A 19450-nucleotide genomic window follows, 5' to 3' on the forward strand; every position below is an offset into this window, starting at 1 on the left:
CTGTAATGTGTGTTACTTCTATTTAAGAGTAATTTGCGCAACCTTTGCGACTATTTGCTTACGAATTGAGCTAAGTCGTATCGCCCTTTCTTGTTTCCAAGGGATTGGACGTAATAAAGACATCGCCTTGATACCTAAGCGGGCGGTTAATATACCAACACCTAGCCCTTGCCCTGCCCGTGCGGAAACCTTCCCCGCAAGGTCCATAGACATCAAATCCATACTTGCATCCACGGCTAGCTCACTCGCCCCTGCGGCTGCCATGTTAATTAAAACAAGTTTGAACAATTTCAAGCGTGACCAATATCCAAGCTCGACGCCGTAGATATCAGAAAGACGATCGATCATTTTGAAATTTCGCCATGCCACCAGCAACATATCTGCCGCAGCTAGCGGACTTACTGCGACTAATGCCGCTGATTCAGTCGCATACTGAGACACAACTTTAGTAGCCAGAGAATCCTGTTCCGACACAACTAGCGCATCATACATATCGAGTACTTCAGCATCACTGTGTGCTGGGTTGATGCTGTTTAGCCATTTGTCATACGCCGGGCTTTCTTCTTTTACTCCACTTTGCTTAGCAATCGCTACGCAGAATGCTTTACCCTTACCAACGCTATCACTGCTAATTAAAGCCTCACTTTGCTCCTGAACACTAAAGTGATTTCTAAGGCTTCGAAGTTTCCAAAGTTCTTTTCCTACTGCTCCTAGGCCTAATGATGCAATCGTCGCGATAAACCCAGCCCACCCAAGCGCCAACCAGTCTGAACCTGCAATAGCAGTAACGACTGAATCTATAGCTTGCCATGCAACCAAACCAGAAAAGCTAGCGATCAGCCCTGTGGCGAGCCACCTCTTTCCTTTTGCTGGGCGAATGACTTGTTCCAATTGTTCCTCTGTTTCATCTAGCTCTGGTTCTTCAATAGCAACAGGAACAAAGCTTTCCTGCTCCGAAAAGTGCATTTGAGCCGTGAGTTCTGGCTGTGCTTGTTCATTATTTGAATTAAGGTCTTGCTCGAAGATTTGCTTATGCTTCAGCTCTGAGCCTTTGCTAAATTCACTCATTTCAGTTTGTCTCCGATTAGATATTCCAACGCTTTATCCAGGCGAATGTGACGGCAAGGCTGATCGCTTTCGACAGGAAAAGGACGAAAAGCCGTAAAATCAAACCCTTTATCGTCCCAATACCCTTCTAACGGCACCTTTTTAGGGACCTCGCCAGGGAACATAGTTTGTGGGCTTCCCTCTAACGTCGTTCCTTGCAACGCTGGCACGCTAGTCTCGCCAGTTGAGATAAAACCCGAAGTCGTGGATTGAATCGATGCGATGGTCATGCAACTCATATCGATATGCTCAAATGCAGCATGTTGCCACGCTGGGTGAACCATTTGTTGCAGCAAAGAAGCCAAATTGGGGTGCTGTTCAGGGGTGACATGGTCCGCCTTGGTCGCCGCAAACAAAATCTTATCAATCTTTGGTGCGAACAAGCGCTTAAGAACATTACTGCGCCCATACTTAAAGCTTTTCATAAGTTGCTCTAACGCCCCTCGCATATCATAAAACGACTCATAACCAGCGTTGAGCGGCTGCAAGCAATCCACCAATACAATTTGGCGGTCAAAGGTCGAAAAGTGATTCTTGTAAAACGCTTTAACCACTTTCTGCTGATATTCTTCGTAACGCTTTTTCAGCATGGCGTAATTGGATGTTTTGCCTACATTTTCGTTCTCAGTAACACACGGGAAAAACTGTAAAACGGGAGCCCCTGAAAGTTCGCCAGGCAATACAAATCGTCCAGGCTGAACCCAATGCAGTCCGTCACTTTTACACTTATGTAAGTAGTCCGTGTATATTTCAGAGATCTCAGCCAGCTTTTTCTCATCCAACTCGTTACTTGCATCAAACGATTCAAGTTCCCCTAACCAATGTTCAGCCAGCTGTTTTCTCTTACCTTTTAATGCATCGAACTGGCTTTGACTCCAAGTTTGATAATCCATATCCAATAAAGGCAAGTCCAATAACCACTCGCCCGGATAATCAATGATATCTACGTTAAGCGTGCTACTTTTTGACAACAGCTTCTTCGCACCTTTGGCTGGCTTATACTTAATGGCTAAACGGATTTCACTCACATCACGAGTAGGAACCGGCCATTGCGGTGGCGTTGATTCAAGTGATTCCATGGCTTGATCGTAAGAGAAACGAGGCACCATCATATTGGATTGTGGTACACGCTTAGCGCCGATAATGCGCCCATCTCGAGCGGAAGAAAGTAGAGGTAAATTACTGTGCGTCGAAGTGTGCAATAGCTGATTGACGAGAGAAGTAATGAAGGCAGTTTTACCGGCGCGTGACAACCCCGTCACAGCGACCCTTATATGGGAATCCATGCCTCTGTTAATAAAATCATTCACTTCCTGAGTAATTTTCTTCATTCAATAAACCTCACTTCATTTTCTCCAGATTATGCAATTTTCAATATTAATACTAGATGAACAAAAAACCCCTGAATCCATTAAGCATTCAGGGGTTTATGTTCGTTTTCATTCCAAGCTATTTTAATCGTCTTCAATAAGCTTGTAGATGATGAACAATAGAAGTTCAGCAAAGACCCAAAGTACACAAGTAATGGTTACGTACTTCTCATCAAATATACTGATACCGTGAAGGATCAAGTCGTAACCAATAAATCCGCCAATCACTACCGCTAGAATGATCTGTAGAATTTGGATGAAACGAGGCATAGCGCTCTCCTGTGCGATTAGTTATGCGATCACTATATCATTGATAAATAGAAAAAAGGGTAGCAATTGCTACCCTGAACTTAGATTTCATTCTACATTTGTGACAATTACCGCTATCTAGTCAAGAATCGACTATTTCTCTGCTTCGGCAATTTTCACTTTCCATGTATCTGGACCGATTTGGTGAGCATTTGCGCCCGTTGAATCGACTGCTACCGTTACAGGCATGTCTTCAACTTCAAATTCGTAAATCGCTTCCATACCCAGATCTTCAAACGCTACAACGCGAGCTTTCTTGATCGCTTTCGCTACAAGGTATGCAGCACCGCCTACCGCCATCAAGTACACCGCTTTGTGTTCTTTGATTGATTCTACCGTTGCTGGGCCACGCTCTGCTTTGCCGATCATGCCCATAATGCCTGTTTCGTTTAGCATCATGTCGGTGAACTTATCCATACGCGTTGACGTCGTTGGGCCTGCAGGGCCTACCGCTTCATCGCCTACTGCATCAACAGGGCCGACGTAGTAGATGAACTTGCCTTTAAAGTCGACACCTTCAGGTAGACCGTCGCCATTCTCTAGCATGCCTTGAATACGCTTATGTGCCGCATCACGGCCAGTCAGAATTTTACCTGATAGTAGAACCGTCTCACCGGTCTTCCACTCTTGCACATCTCCTTTAGTGACTTCATCAAGGTTCACGCGGCGTGTATTTGCACCCGCTTCCCAAGTGATGTCTGGCCACTCTTCTAGTTTAGGTGGCGTTAGTTCTGCAGGACCGCTGCCGTCTAATGTGAAGTGAACATGACGCGTTGCTGCACAGTTAGGGATTAAACATACTGGTTTAGAAGCAGCGTGTGTTGGCGCTGTTTTGATTTTCACATCAACAACCGTAGTTAGACCGCCAAGGCCTTGTGCACCAATACCTAGCTTGTTTACGCGGTTAAAGATATCTAGACGAAGCTCTTCTTCTGCATTCTCAGGGCCTTTCTCGATAAGCTCTTGGATATCGATGTGTTCCATCAACGATTCTTTCGCCAATACCGCTGCTTTCTCAGCAGTACCACCAATACCTATACCTAGCATTCCCGGTGGACACCAACCTGCGCCCATCGTTGGTAGTGTCTTTTCTACCCACTCTGCAATATCGTCAGAAGGGTTTAGCATCACCATCTTAGTTTTGTTCTCTGAACCGCCGCCTTTTGCTGCGATTTGAATTTCAACTTTGTTACCCGGAACCATATTAATGTGAACAACCGCCGGCGTGTTGTCTTTAGTATTAATACGCTTACCTGCAGGGTCCATTAGGACAGATGCACGCAGTGGGTTATCTGGGTTGTTGTAAGCTTGACGAACGCCTTCATCAACCATTTGTTGTACTGTTAGATCCGTTTCCCACTTCACATCCATACCAATGTTAACGAAACAAGTAACGATACCTGTATCCTGACAGATAGGACGGTGACCTTCCGCAGACATACGCGAGTTAATCAGAATCTGAGCGATAGCATCTTTTGCAGCTTGGCTCTCTTCTTTCTCGTACGCTTTTTCTAGGGCTTGGACAAAGTCTAAAGGGTGATAATAAGAAATGTACTGAAGTGCGTCAGCGACACTGCTGATCACATCTTGCTTACGAATAACCGTCATTGCATGCCTCTTTTTATAGTTCTGCTTCCATTGTCAGCTCACTTTCCTTGCCGCTATTATTGAGCTTATTTGCTATTACTTGATCGTAAGGGCTTACAAACAAGCATAGCGTTATCCGGCGGAAATCAAGAACTCACTTTATTTTGAAATTATGATACTCTTGCTTTCTCATACAAGCCATTCAGTGATCGAACTCTTTGTCACAAATTAAACAAATGAATAACAACGAATTACACTCTGTCAAACTAAAGCCGCTCGATTATCAACCAAACCTTGCTAAACAGCTGTTTTCAGCAATCGAAAGTCAACCGTGGGCTATGCTATTACGCTCTGCATCTGAAAGCCACGTTGATAGCCGCTTTGACATTTTGGTTGCTCAACCCATCGCCACTTTCGAAACCACGGGTTCAATGATTCGAGTAAATGTTAATGACGTTATCGAAGAGTTAGAAGGTGACCCGTTCACCATTTTGAATGACTACCAACAATCTTTATTGCCTAATATTCCTGCGTACCCAGACCTACCGTTTATTGGAGGTGCGCTTGGCTATTTTAGTTATGATTTAGGTCGCCAAGTCGAAACACTGCCGGACTTAGCCAAGCAAGACATTGCTGCGCCTGACATGGCCGTTGGGCTTTATGAGTGGGCGGTAATTGTCGATCATAAACTGAAAAGTGCATGTGTCGTTGGCTGCAACATTGATGCTCATTGGTCATGGCTCATTGAACACTCTCACTCGACTAAAGAAAGTTTTAAACTAACTAGTGAGTGGGCTTCAAATATGTCCGAGCAAGCGTATGCGGACAAGTTTCAAAAGGTTCAAGAATACCTGCTATCGGGTGACTGTTATCAGATCAACCTTGCCCAACGTTTCAAAGCTTCATATATAGGAAGTGAATGGCACGCCTACGAAGAGCTTGAGAAGCACAATTCAGCGCCTTTCTCTGCGTTCATCCGAATGAAAGACTCTGCGATTTTAAGTATTTCCCCTGAACGTTTTCTCGAACTGAATAACACGACAATTGAAACCAAACCAATCAAAGGAACCCGCCCTCGTTCAGAGGATCCACAAATCGATCTCGCTAACGCCGCTGATCTTGCTTCAGCAGAGAAAGACCAAGCTGAGAATTTAATGATTGTGGACTTACTACGTAATGACATTGGGCGAGTGGCTAAACCTGGAACCGTTAGCGTACCTCTACTTTTCGATATCGAAAGTTTCCCTGCAGTACACCATTTAGTAAGTACCATCCGCGCTGAGCTTGATGACCAATTCAATGCCAATGACCTACTTCGAGCATGCTTTCCTGGCGGGTCTATTACAGGAGCGCCTAAAGTCAGAGCAATGGAAATCATTGAAGAGTTGGAACCGCACCGACGTTCAGCCTATTGTGGAAGTATTGGCTACATTAGCCGAAATGGTCGAATGGATACGAGTATCACTATCCGTACTTTGGTCGCAGAAAATCAGCACCTTTATGCTTGGGCTGGTGGTGGAGTGGTAGCAGATAGTCAGTGTGATGCTGAGTATCAAGAAACGTTAGACAAACTGAGCCGAATTTTGCCTGTTCTCAATCGCTGCTAGTCGCGGCGATTGAGCTCAAATATGACTTCGAAATAGCCTTTCAGGGGTAAGCATATTCTACCTCCATTTCTTCAACATATCCCTCAAGTCGTCTGCCGTATATGGTTTACTAAGGATGTCGTCCATTCCTGATTCCATACACTTTTCACGCTCTTCAATGGTTGTACCAGCCGTTAACGCGATGATAGGGCGTTCATAGCCCTGCTCTCGTAGCCGTTGCGTCGCTTCAAAACCGTCCATCATTGGCATTCTGCAATCCATAAAGACGATGTCATAATAATGTTCGGTCGCGAGCTTCATACCTTCAATGCCATTTTCTGCACATTCTGGGGTGATATCTATTTTTCCTAACATCTGCTGAATGATGATTTGGTTCATCTTGATATCGTCTACTACTAGAACCTGCAACAGCGACAACCCGACTTCAGACATGGTGTCATCTTGTACATTGGCATTCACCCGCTCTTCACTGAGTTCTTTTAGCGGTAAATCAATGGAAAATCGAGTTCCTTTACCGATTTCACTTTGCACCGAAATGGATCCGTCCATCAACTCTACTAATTGCTTACATATGGCTAAGCCTAAGCCTGTCCCTTCATAGTTTCGGCTGCTGGAACGATCCAATTGAGTAAACGGCAAAAACAACTTCTGAATACTGTTGTCTGGGATCCCTATACCGGTATCTTCAACCACACATTTTAGTACACCGAACTGCCAACGCATCACGGCTTTCACTTCGCCATCTTCAGTAAACTTAATCGCATTACCTATCAAATTCACAAAGATCTGAGTGACCCTTTCCAAGTCGCCTAAGAAATACTGAGGGACGTCATCCTCAACATGAATCGAGAAACCAATTCTTTTTTCAGATGCTTGGTTAACAAATATGCCATTCAATGTATTTCGTAAATTCGCGAGCGGAAATTTACTTTCTATCAGCTCAAGCATTCCTGCATTCATTTTGCTGTAGTCGAGCAAATCGTTAATGATGACGCGTAAAAGTTCACCTGATTGAGTTAAATTCCCGACCATTTCCCTTTGGCCACTAGTCAACTCTGTATCGTTGAGAAGCTCTGCACTACCTAATAAACCATTGAGTGGCGTTCTTAACTCATGGTTAATCATGGCAACAAATTCTCGTGTAGAACGTTCGGACTCTTCTGCACGACGGCGGGATTCATTATTGCGATTTCTTGATAGCTGATGCGTGATAGCGCCACAAATCAAATCCGCCACCAAAGATAGCTGACTCTCAATGAGCTCTTTATCTTTTTGCCACCCTGAAAGGTTTACGCTAAAACTCAATGCCCCGACAACCTTACGTTCCACAACGAGCGCCATATGAAGTAAATCGCCATGCCACACAGGTTTTAGGCCCGATGGAAGATCATCGGTCAAAGAAAGGTCGCCAAATGCCGATTTACTTAGTTCAGGTAACAGTCCCGGTTCAAGAGTTAAGCGACTAGATTCAATAAAATAACTGTTGGTGACTTGCTTAGTGAGGTTAGTAAGCAAAACCTCGTCGATAGAATCCCTCAAAAAAGCGCCACCAAAATCAATCAATAGGATATCGATTTGTTCTTGAAACTCTATGCGCTTAATATTTTCTTTTGAGCTTTTCTCTAACTGTTTATGCGCCACTTCCAACGTTTGATTCGCTTCGAACAACTCTAAACTTTTTTGTTCTAAAAGCCGTTCAGCTTCTTTGCGAGCAGCGATTTCTCTGCTAATTTTTTGCTCTAATGCGGTGACTAACGACATAATATTTACACTAATTTAAGATGAAATCGGACAACGCTTTCATCATCATTTTGAGGGGTCATTGTTATATTAAGGCGTTCGCCAAAGTAACTGGCGCACCCTTCAAGTAACCCAAGACACACGTGTGACATGCATCGAGCACTCTTATAATCGAATTCTAAGTTCACTTCGTCTTGAGATAAAAAGTCAAACGCGGGCGGTTGTGCGTCAGGGTAAAGCTTTTTCACCTCAACATGAATGTACTCTTCTACATGCCGTACAAACTGAAAAGTATTATTACTATCTTTAATTCCCGCTTGGTCTGGTAAAGAGGCAAGTAAGTTTTTGAAGACCGCTTCACCAAATACGCTTTGCAACGTGGCTGGGTCGATGTTGGTCTTTTTACTCAAATTGACAATCAGTTTGACCAAATTACGGTGATCGTAACTACCAACTGATGTGTACACCCCTTGGTCGTCCGACAGTTCAAGAACTTCGTTGAGCATTTCTAGCCCAAACTTCGCTTCGACCAATTCTAGAAATTCAGTAAATATGATTCCTTTCATGTGCATTACCCTCTCTACATTGCTGTTTAAGAATGAGCTAAGTTTTCTATATTTTCAAATACTTGGTGGCTGTTTTTTTATTCTAATCTACAATTAAACCATCATCTCATTTAACATACCATTAACGTAGTAACCTCTAACAAGAATAAATAGAATAGTGGCCGTATGAACAAACAAGACTTTCTACAAAGCTTCCAATTGAAAAATACTATTGCTTATCATCCTGAGTCTATGCAAAGAGTGGCCCACCTTGATACTGAGCAACTAAGAAAAGCAGCGGTATTGATTGGATTAGTGGAAAGAACTGATGGCTTACAGATTATTTTTACCAAGCGCGCAGAGCACCTTAAACACCATCCAGGGCAAGTAAGTTTTCCCGGAGGCAAATACGAGCCAAGTGATATTTCACTGCAATATACAGCTTTGAGAGAACTCGAGGAGGAAGTGGGAATTTTTCCTTACCAAGTCGATATTGTGGGACAGCTTCCTGAAATCCACACTGTAAGCAATTTTTCAGTAACTCCGGTTGTCGCCTTGATCGACCCATCTTACCGCGCCTCCATAGACAGAAACGAAGTCGAATCCATTTTCGAAGTACCCGCTGAACATGTATTAGATAAAAACAAGCTGTTTAGCCAAATGTTTAAATTCAAAGAATTTCAACATCGCGTATTTGCTATTCCTTTTAACGAACACCTAATTTGGGGGATGACGGCTCAGATCATCCAGTCACTGCAACAGCAAATCACCAAATCTACAGCATAATTATCACAACCAAATAACTCCTCCGACACAACCACCACCCATACTATAAAACAGATAAATTAATGCAAAAAAACGCAAACGATTCCCTAATATGAAACTAGTTTATTTAATCTAAGACATTAAAAAAACTAATCCGAAACATTATTAGAAATCACCTGTGGCACATCATTTTCGTGATCAAAAATCTGTTTTTGAAATATCATATACACCGCCGTTTAATTACATGATTTAGATCTATTTTCGCCAACATAAAATCCTGCAAAATAGACCTCGACTTATTTCCTGTTCCCAAAAAATGAGTAATTTAACATGAACACAACAACTTCTTCGGCAAATGCCGTTAAAGATTCAAGCAAGTTTAACTATAAAGATTTTACCTGGTGTTTATCACTATTCGGTACAGCAGTTGGTGCTGGCGTACTATTTCTTCCAATCAAAGCTGGTGCGGGTGGTTTTTGGCCATTAGTTATCCTAGCTCTAATCGCGGCACCAATGACTTGGTTCGCACACAAATCTCTAGCTCGTTTCGTACTATCTGCTAAAAACCCTGAAGCTGATATTACAGACACAGTTGAAGAGCACTTCGGTAAGACTGGCGCAAACATTATTACTTTTGCTTACTTTTTCGCTATCTACCCGATCGTTCTTATCTACGGTGTTGGTATCACAAACACAGTTGACTCTTTCCTAATAAACCAAATGGGTATGGAATCTATTCCACGTCCTCTCCTTTCTGGTGCACTTATCCTTGCTATGACAGCAGGTGTTGTATTCGGTAAAGAGCTGATGCTTAAAGCAACTTCAGCGATGGTTTACCCACTAGTATTCATCCTACTAGCACTATCTTTCTACCTAGTTCCTGACTGGAACACTTCAATGATGGATGTAAGCCCAGAATGGTCAACAATGCCTTCTATTATCTGGCTTGCTATTCCAATCATCGTGTTCTCTTTCAACCACAGCCCAATCATTTCACAGTTCTCTAAAGAACAACGTCGTGTATACGGTGAAAACGCAGTTAAGAAAACTGACGCTATCACTGGCGGCGCAGCAATGATGCTGATGGGTTTTGTAATGTTCTTCGTATTCTCTGTAGTTCTTTCTCTATCTCCAGAGCAACTAGCAACAGCACAAACACAGAACATCTCTGTTCTTTCTTACCTAGCAAACGTACATGAGTCTCCACTTATTTCTTACATGGGTCCTCTAGTAGCGTTCGCAGCGATTACTTCAAGCTACTTCGGTCACTTCCTAGGTGCTCACGAAGGTCTAGTTGGCCTAATCAAATCTCGCTCTGGAACTTCAGTAAGCAAGATCGAAAAGATGTCTTTAGCATTCATCGTTGTAACAACTTGGATTGTTGCGGTAGTTAACCCAAGCATCCTAGGTATGATTGAAACAATGGGTGCTCCAATGATTGCAGCTATCTTGTTCCTAATGCCTGTATTCGCGATGCAAAAAGTACCAGCAATGGCTAAGTACAAAACTTCAGCACCTGTACAAATCTTTACAGCTTTATGTGGTCTAGCGGCTATTAGTTCTGTAATCTACGGCGCTCTTTAATCTTCAGCGGATTTTATAAGATGCCTTTCATCTTATATCGCAAGATTAAACACAAAATATAATGATAATAAATGAGCCTCCCTACTCCCCTTGGGAGGCTCTCTTTTTGAGGTAATCGCTATGATTAGTGTATTTGATATCTATAAAATCGGTGTTGGTCCATCGAGCTCACACACAGTTGGACCAATGAAAGCGGGTAAAGAATTTATTGATGATCTTCGTTCAATGGGAAAATTGCGCGACATCACTAAAATCACCGTGGACGTATATGGATCACTATCACTGACAGGGAAAGGTCACCACACAGATATCGCAATTATCATGGGTCTTGCTGGCAATACTCCTGAGAAAGTAGATATCGACTCAATTCCGGGCTTTATCGCTCGAGTAGAAGAAACTGAGCGCCTTCCTGTTGGTATGCACTGTCATACGGTTTCGTTCCCTAAAGAAGGGGGAATGAACTTCCACAAAACCAACCTTTCGCTACACGAAAATGGCATGAGTATCCATGCTTGGGTTGGCGATGAAGTGTCTTACTCAAAAACTTATTACTCGATTGGCGGTGGTTTCATCGTTGACGAAGAGAACTTCGGCAAAGAAGAAGAAAACCCAATCAAAGCACCTTACGAATTTACTACAGCTGAAGAGTTGGTTAATCAGTGTAAAGAAAGCGGCCTTTCTATCAGTACACTGGTTATGAAAAACCAAGCGGCTTTCCACTCAGACGAAGAATCTCGTACTTACTTCGCAAACATCTGGAAAACGATGCGTGAGTGTATGGATCGCGGTATGAATACTGAAGGTATTCTGCCTGGCCCACTGCGTGTACCTCGTCGTGCAGCAGCACTGCGTCAACAGTTAATGACGTCAGAAAAGACGACTAATGATCCAATGACGGTTGTCGACTGGGTGAACATGTTTGCGTTTGCGGTTAATGAAGAAAACGCTGCCGGCGGTCGTGTAGTAACGGCTCCAACAAATGGCGCGTGTGGCATCATCCCAGCTGTACTGGCTTACTACGATAAGTTTATCCAAACCGTAACTGAGAAAGACTACATCCGTTACTTCGCAGCTTCTGGCGCGATCGGTGGTCTATACAAGCGTAACGCTTCTATCTCTGGTGCTGAAGTTGGCTGTCAGGGTGAAGTTGGTGTGGCATGTTCTATGGCTGCAGCTGGCCTTGCAGAGCTTATGGGTGGTAGCCCAGAGCAAGTATGCATGGCTGCTGAAATCGCGATGGAACACAACCTAGGTCTAACGTGTGATCCAGTTGCAGGCCAAGTACAAGTTCCATGTATCGAGCGTAACGGTATTGCTGCTGTAAAAGCAATCAACTCGACTCGTATGGCTCTACGTCGTTCATCTGCTCCTACTGTTTCTCTAGATAAGGTTATCGAAACCATGCTAGAAACCGGTAAAGACATGAACGCGAAATACCGTGAAACCTCTCAAGGTGGTTTGGCAATCAAAGTGGTTTGCTAATTAATCACCAAGCCAAATGATAAAAGGAACGCCTAAGCGTTCCTTTTTTGTATCTATCGAACTTGTTTCACTAAATAACTTGAGAAATAAGCAGGAAACAGCCAAAGACAAGTGAAGAAACCAACATCACGTCCCCACCTTCCGCTTGGTATCGGCCAACACCCTCTTTCATGAACCTCAGCTTATAAACCATCACAAGTGGAATGAACACGGCCAAGAACACCAGGATAATACCCGCATAGCTTAATACCGATAGGAACTTATCCGCTGCTAGCAAGGATCCCACCAATGGCAATATAAAGCTGATGATATAAGTCACGAATCGGTTCTGCCTAAATGCATCTTTGTTTTGGTTAAAGAGCGCCATCGCTACGCCGAAGAAAGAGGTAAGTAGTGCGAGGCCAGTAAATATAGTGAGCACATTCCCAATCCAAGGGGCACGTTCTTCAAATACTGCCATGAGATCCGAAACATTGGTAAAGCTGCGGATTTGGTCTGGCTGTAAGTTCCCTACTACCGCGAATAACCATAGTAAGTAACATACCAACGGAATAATGGAACCGACAATAACCATATTTCTCAGTTGCTTATCCGTTGCTTCATGATTGTAGTGCACCAAGGACGGGATAACGACCATGAACCCAAAGCTGGTAAATAAGATAGCGCTGGTTTTAATCAGTTCAACGTGATCGTTGTTGGTTACTTGATTCATATTCTCTAGCGACATATCTGGCGCAAGAAACATCAAAGTCATAACTAAGCTGACGAGCATGACAAAGAAGAGTAAACGGTTTAGTTTATCTACGACACCAGTTCCTGCCGCGACAATAGCACCCGCGCTCAAGGTAAAGCCGATTTGACTTGCTTGGGGAGTCAATTCAATCCCAACATTCAGCGCGAGCTTATTTACTAAATCCCCTGCCCCTAGAATGTAAGCCATTAATAAGCATATTAGCAAAGCATAAAGCAAGCCATTGGTCAGTAGCTGACCGCCTTTCCCAAGAATTTTTCGAGAAATAGAATTTAATCCTAAGCCGCCATCCGACTTAATTGTTGCTTCGAGAAGAAGTAAAGCCGCATATGTAGTACCGAAACAAATCAGAACCATCAACAACGAGCCATATAGCAAACCGAATTGAGCCAAAACCATTGGTATTGCAAGCATTCCAGCACCCAGAGCGGTGCCAGAAATAATTAGGGAGCTCCCTATCATCTTAGTATTCATTTTTTACAACTTAAATTTTTATGGATTAGAAATATGAAGATTCACAGCAAGTGAAATTCACTAAAGTTCAATATGAAAAACTAGGATAGGAACGATAACTGACGTGTCGTTTAAAGCCGAATCGAAAAGAGAAATAGCGGGTTGAAGCGAAGTTATGGCGCAAGAATGCAGGGAGTAGCAAAGTAAACTGAAAAACAGAGTGGATAAGAGTAGAGATGCAAGCAAGATGGGGCGAACCTTCCGTAGGTTCAATAATTGGATCAGTAATTTTGAAAGTCATGTATGTGTCCAGATAGTCACATTCCATTTTAGTTACGACTAGCGAATCCTTTAGCTAAGCTGCCTCGGTCTTGAGGCCAATTCATCTTAACCAACAAGAGAGTGAATGCAATGGGTTCTGGTCGATTATTCATACAATTTTATGAATAATTATTTTTTATTGATACTTGCTAACGAATACGCGGAACAAACAATACAGTTCATGAATTCAACCTCAACATTGATGTTAATTGCATATAGACAACAAATATACAGGCACAAAAAAAGCGCTGACTATCAGCGCTTTTTCTTTCAAGGCAATTACTCGCCTCGATAGACACAACCCGCAGTACAGGTTTCTTTGATCTCTACTTTGCTCAGTAATGGAAGCGATGGCTTAAGTTCGTTCCAAATCCATTTTGCCAGAACTTCACTTGTTGGATTTTCAAGGCCTTCAATATCGTTCAAGTAGTAATGATCTAAACGATCGTAAATTGGTTTAAATGCGGCTTTGATTTCAGAGAAATCAATCACCCACCCTGTATGTGGATCCACTTCACCTTCAACATATAAGCGCACAAGAAAAGAGTGTCCATGTAGGCGACCACACTTATGGCCTTCAGGCACATGTGGTAAGTGGTGCGCGGCTTCAAACATAAACTCTTTGTATAACTCTGTTCTCATCTTGTATCTCAAGCTTAAAAAAATGACACGCAATACTACGTAAAAGTGAGCGCTACTACAAGGTTTATAAATGGTCTCCACCCTGTGATACGCACCCAAATAACCAAACTTTAAACGGTAAAATATTGACACCCCAAACGTCAATATGTTGCATACAAACTGGCTACATCACATTTACATAACCACACTCTGCCCATGGTCACAATTATTAACACACCCCTTTGGTAGTAGTGAGCGCAAACGTTAAATTAGCGTCGTCTATTAAACACAATAAAAATATAATTATGCGCTCAACTATTACGTCCAAACTACTAGTGGCTCTCGTCACTGTATTTACCTTCGTACTCGCTATCTCTACCTACTATCAGTACTACCAGCAAAAACAATTGGTAAATTCTGTTCTTAGTGAACAGCTCCATGATAAAGCTAGCAACTACTTCGATAGTCTTAACATGATGATGCTGACCGGCACCATGGCTCAGAAAGAAACGCTACGCCAGAAAGCGTTAGCTCAAGACGGTATTGAGCAAGTACGCGTATTAAGAGCTGACGCCGTGAGCAAACTGTACGGTCCCGGTCAAGACAACCAGCAGCCACTTGACGAAATAGACCGCCGCGCACTGGCAGGTGAAACCATTATTGAGTCGATAGAATCGGATTGGGGCAAAGGAATTGTCGTTGCCTTACCGATGAAGTCTAGTGAGAACTACCGAGGAACCAATTGTGTCTCCTGTCACATGGCACAGGAAGGTGAAGTACTTGGCGCCATTCGTTTAGAGTATAACCTCAGTCACGTAAACAGCATGATCAGCAAGCAAGCGATGGCTGCAATAGCCATCATGGCTTTTATTTCGTTCATTGGTTTCTCGATGACAATGGGGTTAATCCGCAAAATCGTAGTTCGCCCAATCCAGCGTACCTCCAAGTTCATGATGTCAGTTAGCCAAAACAAAAACCTTTCTGAACGCTTGCCAGTTCACAATGATGATGAAGTCGGTCAATTATCGGGTTCAATCAATTCATTCATGGATACAGTTTCAGAAAGTTTAGCGAAGGTTCAGGAAACATCTCATTCTCTGAATAGCTCGGCGAATCAACTTACTTCTGTCGCTCAAATTACCGAGCAAGCTGCAAATAACCAGCAACATGAAACCGGTGAAGTTCAATCCAATATACAGGTCATCCAAACTCAGCAAATCGATGTCGAACAAGCGACGAGCACCGCGTCTGAACTGATCATGCATACCGCAGATGTGGCAAAAAAAAGCGCAGGTCAAGCGTACAACGCCAGCAATGAAATCAAGAACCTAGTAAGCAGTATCGAGAAAGTTAAAGACAAGATTTCAACACTCAATCAGCAAACTGGGGAAGTTTCCTCCATTCTTGGCGTGATCCGAGGAATTGCCGAGCAAACCAATTTACTGGCTCTCAATGCTGCAATTGAAGCCGCTAGAGCCGGTGAACAAGGCCGTGGTTTTGCGGTCGTCGCCGACGAAGTACGACACTTAGCTTCTCGCACGTCGGACGCAACCGGCAACATCGAGACGATCATTGGACAATTCCAAAAAGGCAGTGAAGAATCATTAGATTCCGTTGACTCCGTCTGTGCCCATGCCCACGAAAGCTCAAGTGATATAGAGCAACTGTCTGTTGAGATGGAAAATGTGGTAACTGAAATGCAGCAAGTCTTATCCCACGCCCAAAATATTCAAAACCAAACTCAATCGACGACCCTAGCCACCCAAGATGTCCAAACAAAGGTCGACACCATCACGTCTCATGCAGATAACACTTCAGCCTCTGCGAGCGAAACGCGAGACATCAGCACGGACTTAGAGCAGTTGTCGGAACATTTAGAGCTTTTGATTAACCAATTCACCCTTGAAGATCAAAAAAGCAACAAGAAATAGAGCAAAAATTCAGCCGAAAGAAGCCAATCTTCTATGGCGGCTGAATTTTTCTTCAGCCATGCAACAATAAAGGTTGAAGCTCTCGGTATGACAGGTAATATGTTCCATTGATTTAAAAAATTTATACAACCCAATGTTTCGATTGTTTTTTGTTCAAAGATGACAAATTTTAGGCAATCGATGCGTTGGGTTGAATTTGTCCCTCAATGGAGAATGAAACCAACATGACTTACGCGCCTGTAACAGACGTACTTGGCGGCAAGCTAGCAGTAGACAGTGAAGTAACTGTTCGCGGCTGGATCCGTTCACGTCGTGATTCCAAAGCTGGAATCTCTTTCCTTGCCATTTATGACGGCTCTTGTTTCGACCCGATTCAGGCCGTGGTCCCTAATAATCTTAATAATTACGAAAACGAAGTATTAAAGCTAACGACTGGCTGCTCTGTTGAAGTAACAGGTAAGATTGTTGAGTCTCCTGCGAAAGGTCAAGACTTCGAACTCGCTGCAACTGACGTTAAAGTTGTTGGTTGGGTTGAAGATGCAGACACTTACCCAATGGCTAAGACACGTCACTCTATCGAGTACCTTCGTGAAGTTGCTCACCTACGCCCACGTACTAACGTGATCGGTGCAGTAGCACGTGTTCGTAACTGTCTATCTCAAGCGATTCACCGTTTCTACCACGAGCAAGGCTTCTTCTGGACGTCTGCTCCGCTTATCACAGCATCTGATGCTGAAGGCGCTGGCGAAATGTTCCGCGTATCTACGCTAGACATGGAAAACATCCCTCGCACTGAGAAAGGTGATGTTGACTACAACGAAGATTTCTTCGGTAAAGAAACGTTCCTAACGGTATCTGGTCAACTTAACGCTGAAGCTTACGCTTGTGCACTAAGCAAAGTTTACACATTCGGCCCTACATTCCGTGCTGAAAACTCAAACACTAGCCGCCACCTAGCGGAATTCTGGATGGTTGAGCCGGAAGTAGCATTCGCTGATCTTGAAGACGTAGCAAAACTTGCAGAAGACATGCTTAAGTACGTATTCAAAGCAGTACTTGCTGAGCGTCGTGATGATCTTGAGTTCTTCGCTCAACGCATCGACAAAGAAGCGATCACTCGCCTAGAGCAATTCGTTGACGCTGACTTTGCACAAGTTGACTACACAGATGCAATCCAAATTCTTCTAGACTCAGGTAAAGAGTTCGAATTCCCTGTTGAATGGGGTATCGACATGTCTTCTGAGCATGAGCGTTTCCTAGCGGAAGAGCACTTCAAAGCACCAGTTATCGTTAAGAACTACCCGAAAGACATCAAAGCTTTCTACATGCGCTTAAACGACGACGGTAAAACAGTAGCGGCTATGGACGTTCTTGCACCAGGCATCGGTGAAATCATCGGTGGAGCACAGCGTGAAGAGCGTCTAGATATCCTAGACGAGCGCATGGTTGCAATGGGTATCGACCCTGAGCACATGAGCTGGTACCGCGACCTACGTAAATACGGCACTGTGCCACACGCAGGTTTCGGTTTGGGCTTCGAGCGTCTAGTTTCTTACGTAACAGGTATGGGCAACGTACGTGACGTGATTCCATTCCCACGTACTCCACGCTCTGCTAACTTCTAATTAGAAAGTAAGTTAAGAATAAATAAAAACCTCCGCAAATGCGGAGGTTTTTTTATGTCTAAATACTTTAAAAGTTACTTTTCGATCGGGTGCTATTGTTCGCCTTTAGGCTTTTGTTCTTTTTCATGCTCATAGCCCAATGTACGAATATGTTGGCCATGAATAGTATTTTGCATAGCTTTCCAAAGCGCCGCTAAGAACCGCTTATGTAATTCATGGTGGCGGATATACTTAAAATGAACAAGCAAATACGCCACAACAAATAGACCAATTGCAATTATTAAGCCGTAGGCTTCATATAAACTAATTAAGTTCATCGGGTTACCTTTCCAAATTATTATCAAAAATCAGTGGGCAAGCGTGCGTAACCACAGGCGAGTTCTAAAACGACGAATACACGCAAACCATTTACAAATAGCTTCAACAAAAAACAACGCAAAAACCCACGTTGGCGACCAGCCTAATAACAGCACGGCAATAGCAACTAATGGTATCCCGATTAGCCACTGAGTAATTAGGTCTTGGTAGAGACAAAATTTCACATCTCCCCCTGCCCTCAACACCCCAACCACCATAGTCGTTGGCAAGGACCTTAAGATAATGCCAAAACAAAGTACTCCATAAAACTGCTCTGCCATCTCGTAAGAATCGGGACTTAATGCACTAAATAAATTCAACACCGGGACTCTTATTGCAAATAGAGCTAGCGAGACAAGAACGGTGATGCCAATGGCAAGCACAACAAAGCCAATGGCTTGTTCGTACGCCTGCACTTTATCTTTTGCTCCTAAGTGATTGCCGATAATCACCGCTGAAGCATTAGCGATACCAGTGAGAAAGCTTAACGAAAACGCCTCAATTGGCGATATAACAGACAATACCACTAAGCCCTGAGTGCTTGCTTGCCCCATCAATGCCGTATAAGTAAATAGCCCGCCCATAATAGAAAGTTAAAAGTGGTTGGTAAGGCAAGAGTAATGAATTGGGACAAGTGTGACAGTTGGCCTTTTGAACGAAAACATTTCCCGCTTAAACGCAGCATGTGTTCGCCCTTATAGGTCCATAAGAAAGTTACCAAGGTTTCTAAAATGCAACTCAATAGGGTCACGATCGCAGCGCCTTTCAAACCTAAAGCGGGTAACCCTAATAAATAAGCCAAAGATAAGTATCGCGTTGAGAACTAAGTTACACCCAACCCCAAATGCACTTAAACCGCCACTTAACTTGGCTTGCCTTATGGATCTGAGTCCTGCGGCAACGGCACCATTAAAAGCCACAAAGAATAGACTTAAACCGGTGATCGCTAGGTACTGATGCCCCAACTCACGAATGGCAACAAAGTCAGTAGATAACCCAATAATATTTTGCCCATATAACCCAAATCCTAAAGCCCGAATGAGTTCCACAACGCTCGATACAAGCCAAGTCATTGCCAGCGTTCTTCGAGTCCCATGTTCATCCTTGGCAACAAATAGTGCTCGGCCAGCAACTCCAACAGCTGCCACCGCGTCTTCCGATAACTGCCCTATCATCAAAATATCTGTTACGCCTTTTGATGCGAAGAAAATGGATTGCAGGGTTATAGGAATTGCGATTCCCAAAATCGCTTTAAGCTGCTTTAAATCGAAAGGCCAAAGCATATTTCTAAAACT

Annotated in this window: 17 protein-coding genes; 6 read left to right on the top strand and 11 right to left on the bottom strand. The window is 43.4% G+C overall.

Going from position 1 to position 19450, the window contains the following annotated elements:
• Positions 1-18: 18 nt before the first annotated feature.
• The 4 genes from ACHUFI_RS04385 to ACHUFI_RS04400 all read right to left on the bottom strand — a co-directional run bounded on the left by ACHUFI_RS04385 (position 19) and on the right by ACHUFI_RS04400 (position 4394).
• Positions 19-1068 carry a YcjF family protein gene (locus tag ACHUFI_RS04385; RefSeq protein ID WP_394247141.1) on the bottom strand — a complete coding sequence of 350 codons (1050 nt, stop codon included), beginning with the start codon at positions 1066-1068 and terminating at the stop codon, positions 19-21.
• Complete coding sequence (locus ACHUFI_RS04390) at positions 1065-2438, bottom strand: YcjX family GTP-binding protein (protein ID WP_394247142.1); 1374 nt, start codon at positions 2436-2438, stop codon at positions 1065-1067. The genes ACHUFI_RS04385 and ACHUFI_RS04390 overlap by 4 nt, the downstream gene beginning before the upstream one ends.
• Positions 2439-2561: 123 nt before the next feature.
• Positions 2562-2747: a hypothetical protein gene (locus tag ACHUFI_RS04395; protein ID WP_394247143.1), complete on the bottom strand. Its 186-nt coding sequence runs from the start codon at positions 2745-2747 to the stop codon at positions 2562-2564.
• A gap of 132 nt (positions 2748-2879) precedes the next feature.
• Positions 2880-4394 carry a fumarate hydratase gene (locus ACHUFI_RS04400; RefSeq protein ID WP_394247144.1) on the bottom strand — a complete coding sequence of 505 codons (1515 nt, stop codon included), beginning with the start codon at positions 4392-4394 and terminating at the stop codon, positions 2880-2882.
• A gap of 215 nt (positions 4395-4609) precedes the next feature.
• Here ACHUFI_RS04400 and pabB point away from each other — a divergent pair, with 215 nt between their 5' ends.
• Positions 4610-5980, top strand: coding sequence for an aminodeoxychorismate synthase component I (pabB, locus tag ACHUFI_RS04405; RefSeq protein WP_394247145.1), 1371 nt, complete (start codon positions 4610-4612; stop codon positions 5978-5980).
• A 57-nt stretch (positions 5981-6037) separates the two neighbouring features.
• Here the strand turns inward: pabB and ACHUFI_RS04410 are convergent, their stop codons facing one another.
• Positions 6038-7741 (bottom strand): ATP-binding protein, encoded by a 1704-nt coding sequence (locus tag ACHUFI_RS04410; RefSeq protein WP_394247146.1) that lies wholly within the window; start codon positions 7739-7741, stop codon positions 6038-6040.
• 5 nt (positions 7742-7746) lie between these two features.
• The gene (locus ACHUFI_RS04415) at positions 7747-8286 is read right to left on the bottom strand and encodes a heme NO-binding domain-containing protein (RefSeq protein WP_394247147.1); all 540 of its coding nucleotides are present in this window, start codon (positions 8284-8286) and stop codon (positions 7747-7749) included.
• Positions 8287-8451: 165 nt separating this feature from the next.
• On the opposite strand from ACHUFI_RS04415, the gene ACHUFI_RS04420 reads away from it, so the two are divergent.
• The 3 genes from ACHUFI_RS04420 (at position 8452) to ACHUFI_RS04430 (ending at position 12096) form a co-directional block, all read left to right on the top strand.
• A complete protein-coding gene (locus tag ACHUFI_RS04420) occupies positions 8452-9051 on the top strand; it encodes a CoA pyrophosphatase (RefSeq protein WP_394247148.1) in 600 nt (199 codons plus the stop codon).
• 309 nt (positions 9052-9360) lie between these two features.
• Positions 9361-10614, top strand: a complete 1254-nt coding sequence (locus ACHUFI_RS04425; RefSeq protein ID WP_394247149.1) for an aromatic amino acid transport family protein — start codon at positions 9361-9363, stop codon at positions 10612-10614.
• Positions 10615-10734: 120 nt separating this feature from the next.
• Positions 10735-12096, top strand: a complete 1362-nt coding sequence (locus tag ACHUFI_RS04430; protein WP_394247150.1) for an L-serine ammonia-lyase — start codon at positions 10735-10737, stop codon at positions 12094-12096.
• Positions 12097-12166: 70 nt separating this feature from the next.
• Here the strand turns inward: ACHUFI_RS04430 and ACHUFI_RS04435 are convergent, their stop codons facing one another.
• Together ACHUFI_RS04435 and queD are read right to left on the bottom strand one after the other, a co-directional pair.
• Positions 12167-13321, bottom strand: coding sequence for an amino acid permease (locus ACHUFI_RS04435; protein WP_394247151.1), 1155 nt, complete (start codon positions 13319-13321; stop codon positions 12167-12169).
• A 579-nt stretch (positions 13322-13900) separates the two neighbouring features.
• Entirely contained in the window at positions 13901-14263 is a 363-nt protein-coding gene (gene queD / locus ACHUFI_RS04440; protein ID WP_394247152.1) for a 6-carboxytetrahydropterin synthase QueD, read from the bottom strand.
• 284 nt (positions 14264-14547) lie between these two features.
• Between queD and ACHUFI_RS04445 the strand changes: the two genes are divergently transcribed.
• Complete coding sequence (locus ACHUFI_RS04445) at positions 14548-16173, top strand: methyl-accepting chemotaxis protein (protein ID WP_394247153.1); 1626 nt, start codon at positions 14548-14550, stop codon at positions 16171-16173.
• Between the two features lie 224 nt (positions 16174-16397).
• Complete coding sequence (asnS, locus tag ACHUFI_RS04450; RefSeq protein WP_394247154.1) at positions 16398-17798, top strand: asparagine--tRNA ligase; 1401 nt, start codon at positions 16398-16400, stop codon at positions 17796-17798.
• Positions 17799-17890: 92 nt separating this feature from the next.
• Here the strand turns inward: asnS and ACHUFI_RS04455 are convergent, their stop codons facing one another.
• From ACHUFI_RS04455 to ACHUFI_RS04465, 3 genes are all read right to left on the bottom strand, one after another.
• A complete protein-coding gene (locus ACHUFI_RS04455; protein WP_394247155.1) occupies positions 17891-18115 on the bottom strand; it encodes a hypothetical protein in 225 nt (74 codons plus the stop codon).
• Positions 18116-18145: 30 nt separating this feature from the next.
• Entirely contained in the window at positions 18146-18739 is a 594-nt protein-coding gene (locus tag ACHUFI_RS04460; RefSeq protein WP_394247156.1) for an MATE family efflux transporter, read from the bottom strand.
• A gap of 111 nt (positions 18740-18850) precedes the next feature.
• Positions 18851-19438, bottom strand: a complete 588-nt coding sequence (locus ACHUFI_RS04465; RefSeq protein WP_394247157.1) for an MATE family efflux transporter — start codon at positions 19436-19438, stop codon at positions 18851-18853.
• Between the last annotated feature and the right edge of the window lie 12 nt (positions 19439-19450).

It is taken from the genome of Vibrio profundi (assembly GCF_043642225.1).
In the GTDB taxonomy this organism is placed as follows: domain Bacteria; phylum Pseudomonadota; class Gammaproteobacteria; order Enterobacterales; family Vibrionaceae; genus Vibrio; species Vibrio profundi_A.

Coding starts and splice junctions, on each gene's coding strand:
- ACHUFI_RS04385 (WP_394247141.1), bottom strand. CDS start 1,068: ATGAGTGAATTTAGCAAAGGCTCAGAGCTGAAGCATAAGCAAATCTTC.
- ACHUFI_RS04390 (WP_394247142.1), bottom strand. CDS start 2,438: ATGAAGAAAATTACTCAGGAAGTGAATGATTTTATTAACAGAGGCATG.
- ACHUFI_RS04395 (WP_394247143.1), bottom strand. CDS start 2,747: ATGCCTCGTTTCATCCAAATTCTACAGATCATTCTAGCGGTAGTGATT.
- ACHUFI_RS04400 (WP_394247144.1), bottom strand. CDS start 4,394: ATGACGGTTATTCGTAAGCAAGATGTGATCAGCAGTGTCGCTGACGCA.
- pabB (WP_394247145.1), top strand. CDS start 4,610: ATGAATAACAACGAATTACACTCTGTCAAACTAAAGCCGCTCGATTAT.
- ACHUFI_RS04410 (WP_394247146.1), bottom strand. CDS start 7,741: ATGTCGTTAGTCACCGCATTAGAGCAAAAAATTAGCAGAGAAATCGCT.
- ACHUFI_RS04415 (WP_394247147.1), bottom strand. CDS start 8,286: ATGAAAGGAATCATATTTACTGAATTTCTAGAATTGGTCGAAGCGAAG.
- ACHUFI_RS04420 (WP_394247148.1), top strand. CDS start 8,452: ATGAACAAACAAGACTTTCTACAAAGCTTCCAATTGAAAAATACTATT.
- ACHUFI_RS04425 (WP_394247149.1), top strand. CDS start 9,361: ATGAACACAACAACTTCTTCGGCAAATGCCGTTAAAGATTCAAGCAAG.
- ACHUFI_RS04430 (WP_394247150.1), top strand. CDS start 10,735: ATGATTAGTGTATTTGATATCTATAAAATCGGTGTTGGTCCATCGAGC.
- ACHUFI_RS04435 (WP_394247151.1), bottom strand. CDS start 13,321: ATGAATACTAAGATGATAGGGAGCTCCCTAATTATTTCTGGCACCGCT.
- queD (WP_394247152.1), bottom strand. CDS start 14,263: ATGAGAACAGAGTTATACAAAGAGTTTATGTTTGAAGCCGCGCACCAC.
- ACHUFI_RS04445 (WP_394247153.1), top strand. CDS start 14,548: ATGCGCTCAACTATTACGTCCAAACTACTAGTGGCTCTCGTCACTGTA.
- asnS (WP_394247154.1), top strand. CDS start 16,398: ATGACTTACGCGCCTGTAACAGACGTACTTGGCGGCAAGCTAGCAGTA.
- ACHUFI_RS04455 (WP_394247155.1), bottom strand. CDS start 18,115: ATGAACTTAATTAGTTTATATGAAGCCTACGGCTTAATAATTGCAATT.
- ACHUFI_RS04460 (WP_394247156.1), bottom strand. CDS start 18,739: ATGGGCGGGCTATTTACTTATACGGCATTGATGGGGCAAGCAAGCACT.
- ACHUFI_RS04465 (WP_394247157.1), bottom strand. CDS start 19,438: ATGCTTTGGCCTTTCGATTTAAAGCAGCTTAAAGCGATTTTGGGAATC.